Genomic DNA, 21,255 nt, shown 5'->3' on the forward strand with positions numbered 1-21,255 from the left:
AGCTGGTTGCGGCCAGCTGGGATCGGCCCAGTACTGCGCCAGTGGGCGATCCGCGCGAGGCGCAGGCGGATCCGGCAACACCGCCGCCAGCGTCGACCCGGCGTCAGCGGGCGGCGTGGGCGGTGCCGGCGCGGGGGTGACACCTGGCTGCTCCCCGCCGCGGGGGGTGACACCGGCTTGGCCGGGTGACGGCGGTGGGGTAACACCCGCCTGGGGAGCGGCCAGCGCCGGCGCGGACACCGCCAAGGTGATCACCACCGGCACCACCCCCGTCAGCAGCAGGCGTCGAACTCGGCCACGGGAACCAGTCCTGTCGTCGTGAGCATTCATCGGTACTCCTCTCGGTTTGGGTCGTGTCGCGATCACTGCGGCTTCTCAGCGGGCACCGCGGCTACCGGCCACGCGACCAGGTCCAGCGCGGACAGCGCGGCCCGCGTGGCGGTATTGGGGTGAGTCATCGGCATCGAATGTGCGGCGGCGGCGATCTCCAGGCGCACCGCCGATGTGCGATGCTCGCCGCTGCGACACGGCGCGAACAGGGAAAATGTCCTCATAGTCTCCGGGTCCTAGGTTGGTTCATTCCACGACCGGATCTGGCCGGGGTGGTCTCTGGAATGCGGCGCGAGAGCAGCGCCGCCAGGCCCGCACCGGCGGCGGACACAACTGCCAGCACGGTGAACAGGCGGTGGAATGACGAGAGGAAATCGTGGTCGGCGAGAAGGCTTGCCAGGACGGCCACCCCGAGGGCACCGCCGATATGGCAGGCGGTCATCGTCAGGCCGATCCCCGCGGCGAAACCGCTGGAGGGCACGCTGTCTGCGATGATCACCGACAGGGCAGTGACCGCCAATCCGATCCCGGTTCCCAGCACCACCGCCAGCACAACCCACAGTGGCCTGTTACATCGCGGTCCGAATAGTTCGCTGGCGACGACGGCGAATCCGCCTGCCAGCGCTGCCATCCCGGCAGTGCCGAACCAGTGGGCGTTACCGGCGTGCACGTGGCGGCCGGTGGTGGCGGCGGCGATCATCGCGACGACGGCTGCCATACCGACACATCCGGCGGCCTGCACCAACGTCAGTCCCCACACGCGGATCAACCAGATCGGGGCGGCCAGCAGGTAGGCGAACAGGCCGAACCCGAAAGCAGCCGAGACCACGTTGGCGGCGGCGAACGCCCGGGAAGAACACAGCCGAACCTGCAGCGTGGGATAGGGGTGCAGGTAGCCGCGCACGACCACCGCGGCGATGACAAGGACTCCGCAAACGCCGACTATGACCGTCACAAGGCTGGCGACACCCCAGGCATGCATGTTGGTGACGGCCGCGACAACAGCTGCAATTCCCCCGGTCAGCAGCAGCGCACCGAAGAGGTCGGGTACGCCCCTGGCGGCGGTGCGCGTCGCGGGCACTGTGCGTCGCACCGCGATGGCCAGCACGGCGCACACCGGCAGGTTGATGGTGAAGATGCTGCGCCAACCGAGCCATTCGACCAGCAGCGCTGCTGCGGTAGGACCGACCGCGGCGGCGAGAGCGCCGGTTGCAGACCATGCACCGATCGCCGCGGCCACTTTCTGCGGCTGGACAGTGGTGAGCATAGCCCCCAGCGCGGTGGGAAGCAGCGCGGCGGCGGCGATGCCCTGCAGGACTCGGCCGGTGATCAGCCAGCCGACCGTGGGTGCCAGTGTGCACAGAAGCGACGCTGCCGCGAATCCGGTCACGCCGGCTGTGAGGACCCGGCGATGGTTGCACATATCTGCCAACCGGGCCCCAGCAGCGAGCCAGGCGGCGAAGGCGATGGCGTACCCGCTGACCGCCCAGGTCAGTGTCGATTGCCCGACGTCGGGGAAATTCGAGGCGATGGCGGGAAAAGCGAAGTTGACGACCGCGACATTGACGAACGCCAGGAACGTCGCGCCGCAGGCAACAGCGAGCACCGCTACCGGATGACCGGAGTGGTCCGCTGCCGCCGCGGTGGTGTAGTCGGGGTTCACGGCCATGGCGTCTCCTGTGGCGCGGCGTGACGCCTCGAGTGGTGCTCGTCCAGGGGAGCAACGACCGTTCCGCCGCCCACGCGCATGCACAGCGCGGCGGTGACCGGGCGCTGGCATGCGATGGTGTTGTCGTGCGTCCATTGCGGTTTCGGGTCGAAGTGGATGCCTGCCATGACCGGTGTGCTCAGCGTCCGGAGGAAACGAGGCCGGCCAGCCACTGAACTGCGGCGGGCATGCCGATCACCGCGGCGGACAGATGCTCTGGCGCGGGGGTGAGCACCGTGGTGAGGGGGGTTCCTTCGGCGCGCCAGCGTGCCATCGTGGCGTCCAGATCCGCCAAGGGCAACAGGGGGTCGGTGCCTGAATGCCACTCGTAGATCGGCATTGCCGGTGCGGGAGCGAACTGAACACTGTTGTCCCGCAGAATGGCTCGGGTTTGTGGCTGGAAGAACAGGTCGAAGGAGGTGCCGAGTCCTGCCACGCTGCGACCGGCTCCGAGGGCGAGGATTTCGTTGACGCAGGCGTCGTTGATCGCGCCACGGAAGCGGCGTCCTTCATCGGTCAAGTAGTCGCTGATGGGCAGCTGGTCGCCGTACTCGCGCTCGAGCCCGAACGCGACGGCCGCCGCGATACCGAAAGCGGGATGCGGGTGATGGCCCAAAGCTTCTGCCATCGTTTCGAGATTGGCGGGCACGCCGCCTATCGCTGCTCCGCTGATATGCAGGTCGGGCGCGTATGAGGGTGCCAGGGCGGCTGCCCAGGCTGTGGCCATCCCGCCACCGGAGTAGCCGGCCATCGTGATCGGGCTGTTGGTGAGGGCAAGCGGTTGATGCCGTTGCGTGGCGCGGATCGCGTCCAGAGTGATCTGACCGCCCATGCGCGCCGCACCGTAGGCGGCGCGGGGACCCAAATGATCCGGCAGCACAACCGTCCAGCCCATCGCCAACGCGACGTCGAAGACGGGGGCTTCGTTCATCCGGACGTTGGGGTCCGTTGACCACATCGCCTGACTGGGTGCGCATCGCAGGCCGAGTGAGTTGATGCTGTGCTGGTAGACGAGCACCGGATTGTCGGGGCGATGGTTTACCGGGGACAGCACCGTCGCCGTCGCGGCGATCGGCCGACCCAAGGAATCGGTGGAGCGATACATCAGCTGAGTAACGTCAGCCACCACCGCAAACGGTGGCGGCATCTGTCGGGCGCGCAGAACATCACCGGGTTCCGCGGCCTCCAGGTGCGCAGGTGCGGCAAAGAAGTGGTCGGCAACTGGCACCGGCATCGCGACCGGTGCGGCGATCGCCGAGTTGGCGGCCCAGATGCTGATGCTGAAGCCGCATGCGAGCGCGGCTACGCCAGCGCAAAGGGTCCGTCGCACGAAGTGTTCCCCCTCGATTGTTCGGGTGAAGTTGTTGCTGGGCAGGTGGCCCCGCGTTGCGGGAGGTCGTTGAGCCCTTCTCGGCTGGGCGGCTTGGTCGCCTCCGCCCAGCCGAGCAGGTGGATGTGGCGTGCACAGGTGGCGACGCCGGTGTCGCCCTCGTGTCGCCGAGATACCGGGCCGGTCGCGTCGTTGCGGCGGCCGGTTCGTGCCGATCAGCGGGGAATCAGGCTCTGCACGATCGCGATCACGTTGCCGACCACGACCGAGGCGTTCGCCGCGAGCCGGACGACGAAGTCGGCGAGGTAGAGAATCTGGCCCATGAGAGAGGTTCCTTTCTTCTTCGGCGGGCGGTAGGTCCGCCTGCCGTTCCTGTACTCCCGCCGCCGCAGCGGGGCGCTGCGGTCATCGGTCGGCGGTTATGGAAGGAGCCGCCTGGCGTGGGGTGCGTGGGCACCCCCCACCGGTGGCGCGGTCGTCGGCGGGTCGTGCTGAGGAAGTGAAGATCACGACCAGGGCCGATTCGAACTGTGCGCATCGGTAACTGCGCACTGGTCACGGCACCGGGAAAACGATCTCGCCCCCTCGTGTCGATCAGCTCGGCCACAGCCGAGATTTCTCCGGATATCGCCGTTGATGGCTTCGAGTGGCGCGCTACCGCTTGCCGCTTCGAGCAATCCTCGGAAATACCGAGTTGAAGTCTGGCGACCCGTGTCGAAGTGGTCAATGGATTCCACACAGCCTGTGTGCCCTGCGATCGCGCGGCCGAATGCCCGTGACTTGCGTGGCTGGATGACCCTACAGACGACGGTGGCCGTAACGGAACATTTCCGCCACGGCCACCGCACCCAGGAAATGTGACTCGACGCCGCGAACAGAATGGCGGGAACAGCCGGTCACAGCGCGACGCAACTCGGGGGGGACGAGTTCGCCGCTGGCACGAACTCTACCGGTCAATGGTCGACACCAGAAGGGTTCCGACTCCCACTTGCTGTGTGTCTCAATGACTGTCGGATGAGATGCGGCTCGGTGCCCCGCGGCCGCCGACCCGCCGAACACCCACCCACCGATCATCCGGACCGGTCAGGGTGACCTCATCAACGAATCGTTGATGTTCAACTCTGCGTCGTCCGATCTAAGGTACCGAGAAGATCAGAAGACCAGGCATCCGCACGGCACGCGAATTCGATGACGGTATTCGAGGCAGACTATTCGCATTCTTCTCAGGCACGGCAGAGTCGTGGCCGGGCGGAGCCTCGGTAGAAGCCCAGGAAAGGGAGCGAACGTGCCGGGGGAAGGTAGCACGATAGTCGTCACTCCGCAGCGCTTGTCGCTGCTCGGAAAGACAATGCGACAATGCAGGAACCGCGCGAATATCACGCGCGATCAGCTGGCGCCGAAAGCGTTCATTACCTCCTCGGCGCTGGAGAAATGGGAATCAGGCGAGAGGTTGCCCACGCTGGACAAACTCAAGTACTGGTTCGACGCACTCAGGCCCAACGACCTGTACCGCGAGAAGATCCTGAGCTTGTCCAACCCTGCGCTGTTCGAGCTGCAACTGGAGTTGGCCGCCGGCGCTCGCCGGTTCGGGCCCACCGCGGCCGAGATCCGGCAACTGGAGCTACTTCCCTTCCCGGCCTGCGTCCGAACTTTGCCCACCTACGACCTCATCGCGGCCAACAGCGCGTTCCGGCGCCTGTTCCCCGGGCTCGCACCAGCACCGCCGACGGCGGCTCGCCCGACCAACATCATCGAATGGATGGTGCTCTCACCGCTGGCTCGCAGCATCATCCAGGACTGGTATCGACACACACACGTCCTGGTCAACGCACTGCAAATCCTCGCGCCGGGCGTTGTGGCCCACGATCAAATCGAAGCGCTCGTAGCCTCCTGTAACCGGGCAACAGAGTTCCACACGATGTGGACCACCGACGTCACGACAGAAGACATTCACAACACCGAACTCACCGTCCTCGACCGCTCCCGCAGCCGATGGATCCCCCACACCACCAGCCCGTATCGCGCCGCTGCACGAGGCACCTGGGAGCTGTTCATGATGACGCCGGTGAGCTGACCGATGCCCTCCCCGATTCAGCCGTCACCGCATGCGTCTGCAAGTCCGGCCTTCTGTCGACCCGATCAGCCAGGTGAGACCCCCACGCGGTGTGCCCGCGACCTGTTGTCTGACCGCGTGCCCATCACCAATGCTGGATGTGGGGCGTCGCAACCGTTTCACCGTCGGTGGTCGCCCGAGCCGCACAGGCAACCGACTCTTGCCCGGGGCTTTGGTCTTACACCGCGCGATTGTTCCGTGGAGCTTCCCTGCGTATGAAGCCCATGCCTTGGCGCTGACAGGCAACAGGGTGTGAGGCCGCTTCGGCGGTCGGTGACGCCTACGTGCTCGGTGCCTCCCGCCTCCGGCTCCATCGGCAGAAACCGACATTGGATTTGGAGAAGTGATGAACGAACGTCAGGGTCTCAGCCTGGAGACGGTGACGCAGTTCGAATTCGCCCGAAACGTGTTGGCGATGCTGATCGGGCATTCGTCGTCCCGCGCGGCGATAGATCCTGACTGGGCGGTTCGCCGCAACAGGTGGATGGAGCAACTGAACACTCTGACCTCGAGTGACATCGACGCGGTCGCTTATGTGCTGGACGTCGACCTGTCCTTCCTGCGGAGCTTGCTGCCGTGACCAGCTTCGATCAGTGGCACCTTCGCGCATTGCCTACCGAGTACGAGGCGGATCACATCTTCCGCACTCAGATCGAACCGCGGCTGCTCAGGCCCGCGAGTCCACAGAACGAGCCGATCGCGATGGTGTTCGTCGACCAGCTGGGCGCCGGCACGGCCGAGCTGGCCACGAGCATCGTCAAATACGAGTTCGATTCCGGTTCCTGCCCTGTTGTTCTCGACGGTGCGGTGCTGGCCCAGGCTCACCCGGCCTATCTCGGCTTGGCAATGGCAGTGGGAGCGCAGGAAGCACAACGGCAGGTTCGTCGCGATACCGAGCGCTGGCTGAGCATGGCCGTGGAAGAGGCAGTTCGACGTCGGCTCAACATTGTCGTGATCAGCGATTTTCCCACCCGCGACGCGCTTGACACCGTCCTGACCCGATTGGCATCCACTCCTGCGGGCGCGAAGCCATTGCGGATCGAGGCAGGCCTCATGGCCGCGCATCCTGGCGAAACTCAGCTGGAGGGCCTAGCGCTGTGGCAACGGTCTTACGAAGGACTGGGAAGTTGGTCGGGGATCGAGCCGGACCCGGACTTGTACGAAGCCAGTCGCCAGCATGTGCGGACCGTCGCTGATTGGCTCGACGCTGACCAACGAATCCACCGGATCGGCGTCTACCGCCGTAGCGCGGTTACACGAGGACTCGGCGATTGGGGTCTTTACCCGGCTGGCTCGTACTTCAGCGCTGGACACTATGGTGCCGCGGATCCTTCCCGACCGACCCGCGCAGTCATCGACGACCTGTCACATGAGCAGTGGAACAACGAGTACAGCAAGGCATACAGCCTCCTCTATCGCACACTGGCCACCCGGATGCGGCCGGAATGGTCCGGCGATCTGGTACAGGCACGAGCCGCGGCACGCCCTGTCATGGACGAATCCCTATGGCGGCAGCTTCCAGACCCATCGTTCGATCCACTCGCCATCGCGTGCAACAGGCAGGACATCGTCGTCTTCGACGACTTCGACGTCGTCACTTCCGTGGATCTCACCGCAATCAAAGACTTGACCTCGCAGTACCCGCACGTCGAGATCGCGGTGGTTGACGACCGTGCGCGGCCCCAAGTCGCGCAGGTCCGTCCCACCGACGAGCAGTTGGACTTCTACGCTGCACGCCTGCGGACATCAGTCACCCCTGCCACAGACCGCGCCGAGGTGTGGCGCAACGTTTTGCGGGTCGCCGGCCTCAGCCGCGGCAGGGCCTCTGTGACCGTGATACCACCACCGGAGTTCGATCCCGCGTGGTTCAACGACCACTACCCAGCCAGGCGTTTCCGCGTCGGGATGATCACCAATGACGACGATTCGGGCGATCTTCTGCGCAACGCCCACTACAGGACAATCCTCGGCCGCCCTATCCATCCGGTCGAGACCCCCGCGCCACGGCCTCGACTCGCCGACCTCGCACGCCTGTATCTCGCGGGTAACCCATCCTGGCTCGACCATCTGGCGCCCGGAGCGGCGCCACTCGTCTCGCCCGATCGCCTATTCGGCTCCTCCAGCGCATTCCATCCGCCCGCCGCGGACAGCGACGGATTGCACGCCGCCGCGCAGGGGCGCCACCAGCCTCGCGAGGCCATAGGCACCGAGGACTGCGCCGGCGAAGTCCAGCCACCCGGCAGCCAGGCCAGCGGTCCAGGACCTGCCGCTGGCCTGTGATCAGGGAAGGAAGCTGCCATGACCGAACCAGGCCGCGCCCCCGGGCAACCAGGGTCTCCGATAGACAGCCGACCGTCCGTCGGGGACGGGCGGGTACCTCGTAGCCAGCGCGTCGCGGCACGAGAGCAGATCACAGAATGGGTCACCAACTTCCGCGCGTTGGTCTACACCCACACCGCCACACACGGATCCGGCGGTGACGAAGCGTGGCTTGACAGCGAGCACAGCGCACTCGAGTTACAGATTCAGATCGTCGCAGGCCTGTCGGAACGTGAACGCGAACAAGCGATCACGGCGTTGGCGCGAGCTCGTCGGCTCGAATACCCCGAACGACCGGTATTCGAGCCGCTGCCTACCTCGCTGTGGCAACAGCTGACAGCATCAATCGCCGCGCGGTGGCGCAAGCTCACCAACAGCCCTGGCACCGAAGCTCCGGAGTCGCTGCCAGTTCGGCATCAGCGCCCTCGAGGCGATGCCAACCTCATCGCTTCAGCCGGGCTACCGCGGGCAGCCGGTCACACAGCCGATCGGACGGCCGAGCGTACCGCGGTGTTGCAGTGGATCGACGACCTCGGCGCTATGGTTTCCGCCGGGAACCAAACCACGGCAATCGGCTTTGCTGAGAAGATCCGCACCCACCTGGCTCGGGGAGCGCTCAGCCCCAGCGAGACCTATCGCGCTCGAATCGTCGTCGCTGCCGCCGTGCATGCCACCGCGCGGGGACTTCCGTTCCCGGACAACCCACGAGCGCTCATCGTCTTCCAGCATCGCTTTGCCATGTGGGCCCAAGCCGGCCCCGCCCTTCACGCGAGCGATCAGGTTTCGACGACGACAGCAGCCGCAGATGGCGACGCACCCACGCTGGACGAGGCCGTGTTGAGCCGCCCCCAATCGGTGTCTCACGCCCCGATCGCTCACCTGGCTGCGGCGCCACACGAACCCTTCGGTGCCGCCGAGGCGACCCTCCACGAATCCCCTGCCATCGACGCGGCGCCATAACCGACCAACCGCCCATCAGACTCGAGTCCGGAGACAACCACCATGGCCGACGACACAACCTCTTCCAACGAACCCACCACCCGGCCCGCCGGTCTGCTCGACGTCGCGTTGCGGCAAGACCACGAACTGGTGGTCGGCTCGGCGCGGGACCGTATTCAGGCGCTCCTGCGCCGGTGGCGAGAAGACGATCCGGAGGCGGATGCCCCACCGAGAAGCGTGCGACAACAGATCAGCCGCGAGCTCCGTCGATACAGCCGCGCACAGGCTGTCGAGCGCGCGGCTGCCCGCGACTCCATCAGCGCCCGAGTACGCCACTTTCACGCCATGGTGTACGAGACCAGACTTGCCGAGCGCGACCAGTCGTACATCAACGCAGCGCTCGACGGCACGACACCCGAGGTCCCAGCACGGATCAAGGTGTCAGACCACCAGTATCTCAACGGGCAACGCGAGGCGCTCGCCCAAGAGATCAGAGACGATCGCCGACTTTCTCCTGCCGACCGAACGCAGGCGCTGATCGCCGTCTACACCAACAGCCCCACAGGCCTTGTGTTCCGGCCCGACCCTCAACTACGGATGGACGTGCTGCGCTTCCATCTGGATGCCCTGCGGCTGAAGATTGGACACAGCTGGTCACAGTTGCGCGCCGCGACGATCCAGGCGGTCGGCGAGCACGTCGACACATCCCCCACTGCGGGCCAGGACCACACGAGCGCCACAGATCAGGGCACCGACCGCGCATCCAGTGAACAGGGCACCACAGCACGGCAGGGCGAGCTGATCGAATGGCTGGGCCGACTACCGAACCGGGTCAATGATGAGCGTGGGGCGGCCCCCACGGTCAGCCGCATCATGTCGGAGATGAATCGCCACCTCGAGGGCTTGCCGGTGGAAGCGCAGGATCGGGCCCTGCTCATCACCGCAGAGATCGTTCGCGACACCCACCGGGGCATCGACTTCACCGACGATCCGCGGGCGCTGATGGCGCTGGATGACGAATCCTTCGACATGTGGATCGACCAGCGGCGGCCCGCAGCGGGGGCCGATCACGCCGTCGAGCAGGTCGACGCGAGTTTGACCGCGGCCTCGTGCGCACAGCCGCACCCCATGGTCGCCACCGCCGCCGACGACACACTCACTGAGCCCGGCCCTGTTGTCGGAAGCGATGCGCTCGCGCAGCCCGCTGTCGTAGCTGGGATGTAGGAGACGAATACACCGGTAGCCCGGCGCGGTGAGAGTCCATCGCCGCTCGCACGGAGACCGGATATGAACACGTCCCGACCTGCGTTGCATCAGCTCGGCTCGCCGAGTCGGCAGCTCGAACTGATGCAACGCAGCCGTCGTCGGGGTCGGCTGCTATGTGCTGGTGGCGGACAGAGCGAGCGCGTCACCGGTCGCAGCATCTGACGGCTGATTGCCGACCGGCGGTGCGGAGCCCGGTGCTGGTCGCTGCAACTCCTCCATCCGGTGGCGGACGACGTGATCGAACCGGGGATGGTGACCGAGCCGGGTGGTGGCCTCAGCGTGTCGGCTCGTCAGTTGGTCGGGATCGGCCGATTCGTTCAAATACCAGATCGCCTGGTTGATCCGCAGCTCGTAGCGGCGTGCCTCATAAGCCTTGTTGACGATTTCCTTGTCCTTGCCGACTTCCTCGATGATCTCGCTGTAGCGGCGGTCCAGTTCGGAGAAGTCGTCGATGGTGCGCAATTCGTCGGCCCTGCTGACCAGCCGCATATGCTCGTAGCGCTTCTTGTAGGCCAAGGCGAGTTTGGGGTGTGGCACGCCGAGTCGCTGTGTGCATTCGGCCATCAGGATCTCGAGTTCCTCGAGGCTGGTGGTCGTGAACAGCTGCACGATCATCGTGTCCACCGCCGTGCGCAGCATCCGTGTCGCGACCACATCGTGGTTCAGACGCAGATGCTCATGCAACAGGTCTGCGACCGTCAGATTCGGCAGCGTCGTCAGTAGCCCACCCCGAGCGTGTCGATTGTGCGCGACGGCGAGCACGGGCGCCTCACCGAATCGCATCTGCACGCACGCTGTGACCTGGTTCAGCAGATCCAGCGGCAGATCCCGCCGACGAAATGTCCTGCTCGGGTCTGTGAAGTCCTTGACCGGGACCGCGGTCGCGCCGTCGTCTGCGGCCCCGTTGCGAGCCGTCAGTTCGGCGCGGGATGTGGCCAGCACGACGCCGGGGAACTCCATCAGTAGCTCCATCAGGGTCTGCCAGCGTGCGTTTGCCTGCCGCCAGTGCCCTCTCGCTGGCTCGATGTCGGCGGCCGGGTCATCGGCGAGTCGGTCGGCGGTCGTGCCAGCGCACAGGGCTTGCGCAACTGCACCGGCCCGGTTGATGGCCGACAACTGGCTGATGGAGTTGATCACCAGCACTACGGCGGGATCTCCGTTGACGGCAGCTGCGGTGGCCAGATCACGGACAGCTCTGATCTGGCCGAGGATGTCTTCCCAGCTGCCGTCGTGATCGAGCAGGTGAGCTTTCTCGACGCCAGGAAGGTACTCGTCGCCGTCGCGTTCGTGGCCGATATCGAACCAGTACATCGCGCCGACGCGCGGGTCGGCCGCATAGGCCACGAGGAGCTCGATCATGTCGTCCCAGCTGACGGGGTCACCGTCGAACAGGACCAATGGGCTGCACGATCCGGCTGGCTTGCGGGTCCTGATGGCTATACCGCTGCGAAACTTCGTAGGGCGCGCGCTATCCTGAGCGCGACCCGTTGTGGATTCCATGTAGTCCTCTCTGGCGGGTCAGGGCCTCGTATCGCACGACTCTTGACCGGAGAGCGATATGAGGCCCGCGGCATTTCTGGGAGGCCACATGTCCTCGAAACTCGTTGAGGCGTAACTCATCACGGAGCAGGACTGTGGCTTGCAACCGAAGCTATCACCGCGATCCGCACGCCTGCAACAGCATAAGGTAATTTTTGCGATAATATCTGCGGGGGCGCTGCTGCAAGCGGGAAAGCGACGCTGATCCGCTACCGCAGAACCGCTACGGAGCATCGAGTGACAGGAGAAACACGCAGGTGGCGGCACAAGCATTCACCGGTGTGGCGAATCTCAGAGAGCGAGTGACGGCATCGGCTCGGTGACGGTCCACTCATGCAGCCGAGCCCCGCTGTTGCGGTAATGTCGACGCTTCTCGCGTCTCCTCTGTTCGTAATCCAGCAATCCCGGTCTACCCCATACTTCGAAGTAGGCCGGTGGATTTTCGTCGGTCAGGATATAGTCCGGGAACACCGCGCTCCCGTCGTAGCGCAGCGGTTTGATGTAGCGGCGTCCGACTCTGGCGAGTTCGTCGGCGGCCCTTACCTCATACGACGAGTCCGAGGGGATCCAATCCCTGTTGGTGAGCATCACCGCGGCATCGATCGCGACCGCGTAGCCGTCGCGGGAGCGTTCGATGTAGGCCAGCATGACGCGCCGTCCACCAGCGTCCACGGCCGCCTGCGAGAAGGCATGACGGTAGGACGATTGCAGGCGTTCGTGCAGGGACTCTCGGATGAAGATTTGCCGAGCACGCTGATGTTCGAGTTCATACCGGTAGAGGCGGCCGGCGCCTGGCCGCGTGCGTCCGCCGTCGCGTGCCAGGTGGGTCTGTTTCAGTTCCCCCAGAACGAAGCCACGACGCAACCGTGCCTTGTCGCTGCGCAACCTCGACAGGTAGCGGTCGAAGTCGCCGATGCTCGACCGGCGGTGCACCAGGTAGAGGAACTCGGCGGCGGGCTGGTTGTTGATCACGCAGTCGGCGAGCTGTTCACCCAACGCGCTCACGACCTCCTGCCATGGGCGGCGCCGGGTACCGCCGTGCCAGGCGTTCAAAGCCGCCTCCTCCCACAGGAAGTGCAGAAGGGCCAACAGCCCCAGCCGTGAGCGGTTGACTCCTGGTTCCGAGGAAGCAGTGGATGGAGTGCTCGCTGCCTGCACCGGGGAACTCACCAGCGGCGCCGCGAACCGGATCGTCGTCGTGCCGTCCTCACCGCGGCGGATCGCGGCATCGGTGTAGGCACTCTGGCCGCTCAATTCCGGATCGAGCCTGTGAAAAGCACACCACGCCTGGTGGGCATACCCGCCATGAGGCCAGACCGCCAAGGAGTAGCTGCCACCGCGGCGGCGTGTGACCAGCCGCAACAGCTTGTCACAGCACAAACATTCAGCGCTCTTGTCCGCCCACGCGCGCGACAGTAGCGGCACATAGCCATCCGGGTCGTCGCGAACCGCACTGTAGAGCACAGCTCGCCCATCCAGTCGCACCCAGGTCCGGAAGTCGCTCATCGTGCGTCCCCTACGCCTCTGTTGTCCGAATTCACGGTATCGGCCGGTGGTGACAGAAACCCGGCCTCCGTGATCGTTCCGGCATGAAAATTGTTGTCACACCGCCTGTCTGACCAGCAGCCCGTTATCGGTGATCGGCAGATACGTTCGGGCCGGTGATGACGCTGCATGTGCTGCACGGCGGCAACGGATACCGGTACCTGACCCGGACCGTCGCCACCGCTGACGTGCGGCAGTCGGGTGAACAGAACCTGGCCGACTTCGCCCGCCTCTCAGGAACACCGCCCGGATTGTGGTGCGGTCGAGGAGCCGAACACCTGGGAGTCGCCGGCCAGGTGACCACCGCCCAGATGCGTGCACTGTTCGGCCAAGGCCTCCATCCCAACGCCCAGGAAATCCTCGCCACCGGCGCGGCCGCGGGGATCCCGCCCAAGGAACTCTCGGCCTCCATCCGACTGGGGTCACCGTTCTACCGCCTCGGCGGAGCGACGACACCGATCAGCGAAATCCACGCACGCCTCATCGCGAACTTCACGGCCATGAACGGACGAGCGCCTTCGCGGCGGGACTGGGCGGCACTGCGTCGCGCGGCAGCGCTGGAGCATCTTTCACGGGACGGCGAGCAGCCGACCCCGCGAGAGATGCAAAAGGCACTCGCAGACGAGCGACGCCGGATGCGCAAACCAGTCGCAGGCTACGAGGGCGCCTTCGCCGGTCCGGCGTCGGTATCGAAAGTGCTCTTCGGATTGGGCAGCCCAGCAGTTCGGCAAGTCCTGTGGCAGGCACATCTCGACGCGATCCGCGAAACAGTGCACTTCGCTGAACAGCACTACGCCATCACCCGCCGCGGCCGTGGCGGTGTGCGCAAGATCGACGCAGACGGTTTCGCGGCGGTGCTGTTCACCCATTGGGACAACCGTGTCGGCGACCCGTTTCTGCACACCCACATGGTCATCCCCAACAAGGTGCTCGGCGTCGACGGGCGATGGAGCTGCCTCGACGCCCGCGCATTGCACCAGGCAGCGGTGTCGTTGTCGTGCCGATACAACGCCACCCTGATCGGGATGCTGCAACGGCGGCTGGGGCTGCAGTTCGAGGAACGCTCTCGCGGGCGAGGGAAGAAGCCGACTCTCGAAATCGTCGGCATCCCCGATGAGTTGATCCAGTTGTTCTCCCAGCGGCGCGCGGAAATCCAGACCGCCACCGAGCAGCTGGTCCTCGAGTTCGAGCGCTGCAACGGGCACTCGCCGGACAAGGTCACCCAGATCAAGCTGGCGAAGAAGGCCACGCTGGCCACCCGCGGCAGCAAGCCGTTGCCTCGCCCGCTGGAAGAGATGTTCGACGAGTGGGATGCCCGCGCCACTGAACTGCTGGCCTCCGGCGGCGACAGCCGCAGTGGCCGCCAGTTCGTGGAGGATGTGACGCGAGCGTCTTCTCCAGTAGTGCAGTACCGACCTCGAATCGTCGCCATCCACGCTGGTGTGGCCGCCGGACCGGCTGCGATCCAGGCCGGTGACCTGCCTGTTCTCTCCGCCGCGGTGGACACCGAGCTGCGGCGGTTCCGCTTCGACTCACCCGCCGCGCGAGCAGCCGCACAACGCGAGGCGCTGGCGTTGCTGTCGCTGAGCCACCCCGACAACGTGGTCGCTGAGGTGCAAAAGGCCACGCGCCGGGTGTTCGTCGCTGATCGGATCGCCAGCGAGGTCGTGCAGAGAGTGTCCGCACAGCGGACCACCTGGACCGAAACCCACGTTCGCGCCGAGACCGAGGACCGGCTGGCGCTGTGCGAGTTTCCTGATGACGCCGCCCATCGGGCAGCAGTGGAGCAGGTGGTGGCTTTGGTGCTCGACGCGCACAGCATCCGACTGACCATCGATCCGGAGCCGGTGCCAGCAGCGATGCAGCGCCGCAACGGCGACAGCGTTTTCGCTGGCCCGTCGGCAACCACAGTTCGCTACACCAGCACCGCCGTGCTCGACCGCGAAGCGCAGTTACAGGACGCCGCCCAACAACCCACTCCCGAGTTCTTGACGCACGACGAAGTCGCGGCAGCGATTGCCGCGGTCGAACAAGCCGACACCCATCGCGGTGCGCCTCGCCGGCTGACGATCGGCCAGCGGAGGGTGGCCGCGCACCTGTGCACCACTGGCACCAGGCTGGCGGTGGCGGTGGGACCGGCCGGTGCCGGAAAGACCACGGCGCTGCGGGCGGTTGTGCGTGCGTGGCGCGACGCAGGACGCGCCGTGATCGCCCTGAGCCCCCAGAAGAGTTCCGCCCGCGTGCTGGCCGCCGACATCGGAATTCCCGCCGACACCATCGCCTCCGTGCTGTGGGCGCACCGCAACGGCCGCGGCCCCACGATCCCATCGGGGGCAATGCTGCTGGTCGACGAGGCCGGGATGGCCTCCACTGCCGACCTGGCCGCCCTTCAACGACTCGCCGACCAGGCAGGCGCTGTAGTGCGCTGGGTCGGTGACCCGTGGCAGCTGTCTGCCGTGGAAGCAGGTGGCGCCCTCCGGCTCATCGCCGCGGACACCAAATGCCCAGAGCTGGACATGGTAGTGCGCTTCACCGACCTGGAGGAAGCCGCAGCCACCCTGCACGTCCGCAACGGCGACCCCAAGCAGGCCTGGCAGTTCTACGACAGCCGAAGCCGAGTCCGCTCAGGGCTGGCGGTGCAACTACGCGAGCAGATGCTCGCCGCGCACCTGCACGATCTCGACGAGGGCGCGTCGTCGCTGATGATGGCCGCCACCGTCGACGACGTCTACCGGCTCAACGGCGCCGCGCAAGCCGCGCACGCCCAACGCGGCAGCATCGACCTCGCTGGCAGCAGTGGTGCCCTCTCTGACGGTCACCGCGGATACGTCGGCGACATCGTGGTCACCCGCCGCAACGCACGGCGCATCCGGATCACCGGCGGCAGCCGCTCCGGAAGCCCGGTCACCAACGGCGACCGCTGGCGCGTACTGCGCGTCCACGACGACGGCTCGCTGACGGTCGTCGGCGCCGATCACCGCGGCCGGGTGCACCTTCCACGACGGTACGTAGCCGAGGACGTCGAGCTGGGATACGCCTGCACCGTCCACCGAGCGCAAGGCCTCACTGTGGACCGCGCCCACCTGCTGATGGGCACCAGCCTGGGCCGCGCCTTGGCGTATGTCGGGCTGTCACGGGGGCAGCACCTGAACCTGCTGTATCTCGTTACCGACACCCTCCCAGAGCCCCCTCCGCTCGACCGCGCCCCCGACGAGCCGGTCGACCCCGCCGAGATGTTCGCGCGCGTACTGGCGCGAGAAGACGACAACCTCTCCGCGACCGAGGTGATGCGCCGAGAACTCGACAGCGTCAACGACCGGGAACGGTTGACGGAGCGCTACAGCGAAGCGTGCCGAATACTGGGAGCCGATCTCGCCAGCGAACTGCTCGACCGTTCCCTACCCGCCGTGCTCTTCCACCAGGTGCGCAACGCGCCGTCGTTCGCGCTGCTGGCCGACACGCTCACCGTTGCCGGTCAAACAGGCATGGACATCGTCGCTCTGGTCAGCGACATCGTCACCAACAGCGGCGCCGACGACCGTGGTGAGACACTGTTGACCGCGCGTGACGCCGCGGCCCTGCTGTGCGAACGCGCGGACCGGCTCATCGCCGAGCACCTCGCCGCGGCGCGCGCGAACACCACCGACCATCCGCACATCCACATCGCCACCACCGGTGACCGGATACGCGCTGCCCACGATGTCACCTTCACCACGCCGGCGCCGCTTCCGCCGAGGCATCCCGGAATGGACACCGAACTCGCCGACTGCGCCTTGCGGCTGCGCATCCGCCTGCTGGACGCCCAGCAGGCCACCCCCGCCGCCGAGCTGCGCGACGTGGGTGCGCGCGTCCTGGTCGAAGATGAGCAGGAAGTCGACGACGCCGTCGTGGCGACCGACACCGACGCTCGGATGCGTGCCGACTACGAGCATTACACGCGGCAGCTGGCGCTTGATCACGCGAACTATCTGCTCGACCGCGCGTTCCCGGTAGCGCTGCTGCGGCACGTGCAATCCGGCCGGACGTGGCCGCAACTGCTGGACACCATCGCAGTGGCCGACTGGCACCACCTCGACCCTGTTGCCCTGGTAACGCACATCACGACAGGTGATTGGGTGAGCCTGCTTCATGCGCGCGACGCCGCTGGTGTTCTGCGTGCTCGCGCGGACGCGTGGATCGCCGAGCACCTCGGCGCGGCCGTGAGAAGCGCCGGCGGTGCGCAGCGCATCCACGCCGCCGTCGGCGGCCGCGCAACCACGCTGCTGGACAACCCGAGCACCAGCCGATTTCAGACGTTGCGGGATCTGCCGCGACCACATGCGCTTCGACCGATCCCACCGCTGCACCCGGGGATGGACACCACGACCGCGGACTACGCCGACCAGCTGCGGCGACAGCTGCTGGGCGTCCCCGCCACTGAACCCGACTGGCGCGCCAGGCCCCAGCATCCCACCCGCCTCGCCACACTGCTGTCCAGCGGCGACAACGACGGCAGCGACGTTGCCGACGTGCCGGGACCACTTCCACCCGCAGTGAGCACCGACCTGTGGCAGGTCGAACGCGGCGCACACTCCGGCCACAGTGATGCCGCAAGCGGTGACAGCGACGACTGGATCAGTGTCACCGACGCCCGCACCGACCACCTCTACCCGGAGCTGGACCCCCTCGCGCGGGTGATCCGCATCGAATCCGACATCGCGGCGCTGCGAACTCGAGTCACGCAGTTGCGGGAGGCCATCGCCGAGGGACGCAGCAAACATCAACTCGCGATCGCTCCCTTGGTCCAGCAGTGCCGTGAACGCGTCGACATGCTCAGGCCACTACTGCTGAGCTTCCGCGATGCCCAGCTGCGCGCCGAAGAAGCCGAACTGGATGCCGCGGCGGCGGAGGGCGCCTATCAGCAGGCTCTGCAACAGCAGCCGGAGCAGGTCGACGACCAGTTCTTGGGGTTCCTGCACAGTCAGGCGGTGGCGGCGGCTGAGGACCCGGGCATGCGCGCCAGACTCGAAGAGATGCTCGATCAGTATCGTGCCGCGATGATCGAGCGAGCTGCCGCGGAAGTGGACGCCGACATCGCCCAGGCGCGGCTGCTCGCCGACGATGCCCGCGCGTGGGCCGACCGATTGCGGGGGGAAGCCGACACCGCACAACGCGAACTCGACGCCGCCGCGGGTACCTACGGCGTAGTGGAGGAATCCGACGTCCACCAGATGCGGCTGCTCGGTGACGAGCTGGCCATCGACGAACTGAACGCCGCCCGCGCCGAATTGCGGCGCCTACCGCCCTACCTGCATCGGGCCCGCGTGGCCGCGGCCGCAACTTCACGCCCCGCCGGCGGCGCGGCCCAGGAGGTCATCGACGAGCAGTCTCTGCTCGACCAGTTGCGGTCGGATCCGCTTCGACTGCACAGCGACAGCGAGCTCGATGCGCTCGCGCAGTCGCTCAAGCAGGCGACGGACCGCGCAGATGCGGAACACATCGAGACAGCGCAAACGCATGCAGTAGAGGTGCGGGGTCTGCATGCACGCCTGATCAAGCAGGTCGCTGCGATCCGGGCGGCCGAACGCGCCCTGTCCGCCGCCGAACGCGAATCCAGCGACGACCGCGCCCGTGCCGCGGCCGACGCCGCAGTCGCCGCTGCCGCGGCCATCGGCGCACCCCGGCATCGGTGGGCGGCGCTGCTGATGCGCGCCGCCGACACCGACGCCCTGGCCCGCGAACTCGCCGCCGCGGAACAGGCTGACCGTCGCGATCAGCAGTTGCGGGAAGAGGCTGAGGCCCGCGCGGCGCGCAGCAGCTCGGAACTCGCCGCCGTGGTACAAGAGCAGCGCCGCCGAGCTGGACTGGACCCCGCTGTTGCCGCGATGGAACATCGCCTCCGCGACGAGATCGGTGAAGCGCCGGAGACCACACCGGCATCAGCGGTTCCCATCCACGATCTGGACTTCACAGGATCAGATGCGGGCATGGAGCTGTGAGTCGACGTACGCCTCGCCGGTGACCTTAGGGGCGTTGATCCGCCCTCGTAAACGGCAGTATTCAGGGCCCAGTCCGATCATGGATCAGGTGCGCGGACGCTCGGAGGCAACCGCGACCCTCGATCGGGGGTCACCGATCAGCGGAATGAACCGACCAGAATGGCTTTGTTGTTCCACTGCGGCGGATTAACCAGTGCGAGAACAATTTTCCCGTTAGGGGCGTTCGCGGCATCCCGGAAGATCGTCGGCATGTCAGCGTTCACCCTGCCGCCTGGCTGCGCCAGCGGCGAATCCGAGGGGACATGGACGACTGTCGCGCCGGCCAACAATCCGATCCCCAACACCGCGGGCACAGGGCTGTTGGCCAGCGCGACGGTTTCCTCGTGATTGAAACCGACACCGACGATGACGCCAGGCGCGTTGACCGGCACGACCGCTTGCGCGGGGGCCGTTGAGACCGCCACGCCCGCCAGCGTCAGGCCGGCGAGTGCGATTGCAGTACGAATACGCATCGGTTTGACTCCCAAATGGTTGGTGTGGCCCCCGGTCCGGAGTTGTTGCGGCCCCGGGTTTGCGGCTCCGTCGGCCGCCCGGGGCCAACGTAGCCACTGCGGCAGGCTGCCGATAGCCGATGTCACACAGGCGGTGTGCCCTGCCGCCACAGGTCACAGGCCTCGATCTAGGCTCTGCAGCAACAGAAGTCGTCGATACGAACACCTCTGACAGCGTGTGCAGCCACCGGCTGTGGGTGAAGCCGCGCCGGGCGCCGTCGTGGGCGGATTCAATACAGATCGAAATCCGGGAGCGTTCGGCCGGCACCCGCACCTCGGGTGTCGACATCTTCCGCCTCTGGCAGTGAGCCGTCGGCTCCGATCCCGCCGCTGGCGACCCCTCCCCCGGCCTTGGAGATACGGACCATGTACGCCACCTCTACGCCACAACCCCTACCACGCGACTGCCTGTTTCGGTTGCGAGACCTGTTCGTAGCCGCACTCGCGGTTGCGTTCACCGCAGTCGGGGTCGCATCCCCCGCGGCCGCGGTCTCGGACAACGGTAGGTGCCGAATGCCGTCGGGGCGTTTCGAGCAACTGGCGGTGCCGTCGAGCATGGGCGAGGTTGTCGTGCAGGTGCGGTGGGCTCGGCGCTGCGGTTCGTCAGCGATATACATGCTCGACGGCTTGCGCGCTCGGGGCGATGCAAACGGGTGGGTCGCGGAGACAGACGCCCTCGAGCTGTTCACCGACTCCGATGTCACGTTGGTGATGCCAGTCGGTGGCCCCGGCAGTTGGTACGCCGATTGGCTTCAGCCGGTCCTGGACCGGGGACGGAGTCGCGTGTATCGGTGGGAGACCTTCCTCACCAGCGAACTTCCCCAGTTCCTCGCCGACTACGGGGTCTCCCCGACTCGGAACGCCGTCGTGGGACTTTCGATGAGCGCCAGCTCCGCGATCACCCTGGCTGCCCATCACCGGACGCAGTTCCTCGCGGCCGCCGCCTTCAGCGGCGCGTTGGATTGGCACACCGCAGAGATGCAGGAAGCGATTCGCGTGGCCACCTGGCACGCCGGACACCACCTCGATCATCTCGCTGTGCCGGGCACTCCGGCGTGGGACCGACTGGATCCCTATACCTGCGCGCCACTACTGGCTGGGCTGCCGCTGTACATCGCCGCCGCGCCGGGCATCCCCTCGGCAGACGATGGGATCGACAGCGTACAAGCTGTCGGGACACTCGTGAGCGCAATGGGCTTGGAGGCGGTCACGGCAACCGCCACGCACCGGTTCCGCGCTCGGCTGGACAGTCTGGGCATTCCCGCGACCTACAGCTTCCCTCCGGTTGGTGTCCACAACTGGCGTGCATGGGGCGCTGAACTGGCCCGGGCACGCCCCTTCCTTCTGGCTGCTCTCACCGAAGGTGGCATGCCATCGGACGAGTAGCCCGTACTCGCAGCTCACTGCCACCCCCGAATGAACCCATCAGCCGGGGGCTTCTCGTCGTCGAGTTGTTGATGCCGTGGCCATTCGGAGGGTTCTCGGGTGGTGGGTGCTCGCCGTCGAGCGGCTGCGCCGATGTGGCCATCACCGGGACGCGTCGGGGATACAGACGCCGCTCATGCTATCATGATCGCATGATAGCCTTCTGGGTTGTGGGGCTGCACCGCCTCCTCTCGGACCCCGATTCCACGGTG

Annotated in this window: 14 protein-coding genes and 1 pseudogene; 7 read left to right on the forward strand and 8 right to left on the reverse strand. The window is 66.5% G+C overall.

Annotation, left to right across the window (positions count from 1 at the left end; translation table 11 throughout):
• From ON27_RS44525 to ON27_RS36165, 5 genes and pseudogenes are all read right to left on the reverse strand, one after another.
• A pseudogene (locus ON27_RS44525) lies at positions 1–330 on the reverse strand (hypothetical protein); the annotation flags it as partial.
• A 32-nt stretch (positions 331–362) separates the two neighbouring features.
• Positions 363–554, reverse strand: a complete 192-nt coding sequence (locus ON27_RS36155) for a hypothetical protein (protein WP_043738030.1) — start codon at positions 552–554, stop codon at positions 363–365.
• A complete protein-coding gene (locus ON27_RS36160) occupies positions 551–1,999 on the reverse strand; it encodes an MFS transporter (RefSeq protein WP_051047403.1) in 1,449 nt (482 codons plus the stop codon). Before ON27_RS36160 ends, ON27_RS36155 begins: the two co-directional genes overlap by 4 nt.
• Entirely contained in the window at positions 1,990–2,166 is a 177-nt protein-coding gene (locus ON27_RS43630) for a hypothetical protein (RefSeq protein ID WP_157227767.1), read from the reverse strand. The genes ON27_RS36160 and ON27_RS43630 overlap by 10 nt, the downstream gene beginning before the upstream one ends.
• An 11-nt stretch (positions 2,167–2,177) precedes the next feature.
• A complete protein-coding gene (locus ON27_RS36165) occupies positions 2,178–3,368 on the reverse strand; it encodes a lipase family protein (RefSeq protein WP_043738032.1) in 1,191 nt (396 codons plus the stop codon).
• A gap of 1,327 nt (positions 3,369–4,695) precedes the next feature.
• Between ON27_RS36165 and ON27_RS36170 the strand changes: the two genes are divergently transcribed.
• The 5 genes from ON27_RS36170 (at position 4,696) to ON27_RS36190 (ending at position 9,963) form a co-directional block, all read left to right on the forward strand.
• Positions 4,696–5,442, forward strand: coding sequence for an MmyB family transcriptional regulator (locus ON27_RS36170; RefSeq protein WP_157227769.1), 747 nt, complete (start codon positions 4,696–4,698; stop codon positions 5,440–5,442).
• Positions 5,443–5,827: 385 nt separating this feature from the next.
• Positions 5,828–6,061: a hypothetical protein gene (locus tag ON27_RS36175; RefSeq protein WP_043738036.1), complete on the forward strand. Its 234-nt coding sequence runs from the start codon at positions 5,828–5,830 to the stop codon at positions 6,059–6,061.
• Complete coding sequence (locus ON27_RS36180; protein WP_043738038.1) at positions 6,058–7,761, forward strand: zeta toxin family protein; 1,704 nt, start codon at positions 6,058–6,060, stop codon at positions 7,759–7,761. The genes ON27_RS36175 and ON27_RS36180 overlap by 4 nt, the downstream gene beginning before the upstream one ends.
• A 159-nt stretch (positions 7,762–7,920) precedes the next feature.
• On the forward strand, positions 7,921–8,760 hold the full coding sequence (locus ON27_RS43635) for a hypothetical protein (RefSeq protein ID WP_157227771.1): 840 nt from the start codon (positions 7,921–7,923) through the stop codon (positions 8,758–8,760).
• 324 nt (positions 8,761–9,084) lie between these two features.
• Positions 9,085–9,963, forward strand: coding sequence for a hypothetical protein (locus ON27_RS36190; protein ID WP_157227772.1), 879 nt, complete (start codon positions 9,085–9,087; stop codon positions 9,961–9,963).
• Positions 9,964–10,116: 153 nt separating this feature from the next.
• Here ON27_RS36190 and ON27_RS36195 read toward each other — a convergent pair whose 3' ends face one another.
• Complete coding sequence (locus ON27_RS36195; RefSeq protein WP_157227774.1) at positions 10,117–11,364, reverse strand: hypothetical protein; 1,248 nt, start codon at positions 11,362–11,364, stop codon at positions 10,117–10,119.
• Positions 11,365–11,835: 471 nt separating this feature from the next.
• Positions 11,836–13,008: a DUF1173 family protein gene (locus ON27_RS36200; protein WP_157227776.1), complete on the reverse strand. Its 1,173-nt coding sequence runs from the start codon at positions 13,006–13,008 to the stop codon at positions 11,836–11,838.
• A gap of 200 nt (positions 13,009–13,208) precedes the next feature.
• On the opposite strand from ON27_RS36200, the gene mobF reads away from it, so the two are divergent.
• The gene (gene mobF / locus ON27_RS36205) at positions 13,209–19,067 is read left to right on the forward strand and encodes a MobF family relaxase (protein WP_043738046.1); all 5,859 of its coding nucleotides are present in this window, start codon (positions 13,209–13,211) and stop codon (positions 19,065–19,067) included.
• A 137-nt stretch (positions 19,068–19,204) separates the two neighbouring features.
• Here mobF and ON27_RS36210 read toward each other — a convergent pair whose 3' ends face one another.
• The gene (locus ON27_RS36210) at positions 19,205–19,579 is read right to left on the reverse strand and encodes a hypothetical protein (RefSeq protein WP_157227780.1); all 375 of its coding nucleotides are present in this window, start codon (positions 19,577–19,579) and stop codon (positions 19,205–19,207) included.
• Positions 19,580–20,131: 552 nt separating this feature from the next.
• Here ON27_RS36210 and ON27_RS36215 point away from each other — a divergent pair.
• Positions 20,132–21,004: an alpha/beta hydrolase gene (locus ON27_RS36215; RefSeq protein WP_245560528.1), complete on the forward strand. Its 873-nt coding sequence runs from the start codon at positions 20,132–20,134 to the stop codon at positions 21,002–21,004.
• Positions 21,005–21,255: the final 251 nt, after the last annotated feature.

It is taken from the genome of Nocardia asiatica NBRC 100129 (assembly GCF_000308415.1).
Classification (GTDB): Bacteria; Actinomycetota; Actinomycetes; order Mycobacteriales; family Mycobacteriaceae; genus Nocardia; species Nocardia asiatica.

Bases quoted from the DNA above. Each gene is read 5' to 3' on its own strand.
- ON27_RS36155 (WP_043738030.1), bottom strand. From the start codon at position 554: ATGAGGACATTTTCCCTGTTCGCGCCGTGTCGCAGCGGCGAGCATCGC.
- ON27_RS36160 (WP_051047403.1), bottom strand. From the start codon at position 1,999: ATGGCCGTGAACCCCGACTACACCACCGCGGCGGCAGCGGACCACTCC.
- ON27_RS43630 (WP_157227767.1), bottom strand. From the start codon at position 2,166: ATGGCAGGCATCCACTTCGACCCGAAACCGCAATGGACGCACGACAAC.
- ON27_RS36175 (WP_043738036.1), top strand. From the start codon at position 5,828: ATGAACGAACGTCAGGGTCTCAGCCTGGAGACGGTGACGCAGTTCGAA.
- ON27_RS36190 (WP_157227772.1), top strand. From the start codon at position 9,085: ATGGTGTACGAGACCAGACTTGCCGAGCGCGACCAGTCGTACATCAAC.
- ON27_RS36195 (WP_157227774.1), bottom strand. From the start codon at position 11,364: ATGATCGAGCTCCTCGTGGCCTATGCGGCCGACCCGCGCGTCGGCGCG.
- mobF (WP_043738046.1), top strand. From the start codon at position 13,209: ATGACGCTGCATGTGCTGCACGGCGGCAACGGATACCGGTACCTGACC.
- ON27_RS36210 (WP_157227780.1), bottom strand. From the start codon at position 19,579: ATGCGTATTCGTACTGCAATCGCACTCGCCGGCCTGACGCTGGCGGGC.
- ON27_RS36215 (WP_245560528.1), top strand. From the start codon at position 20,132: ATGCCGTCGGGGCGTTTCGAGCAACTGGCGGTGCCGTCGAGCATGGGC.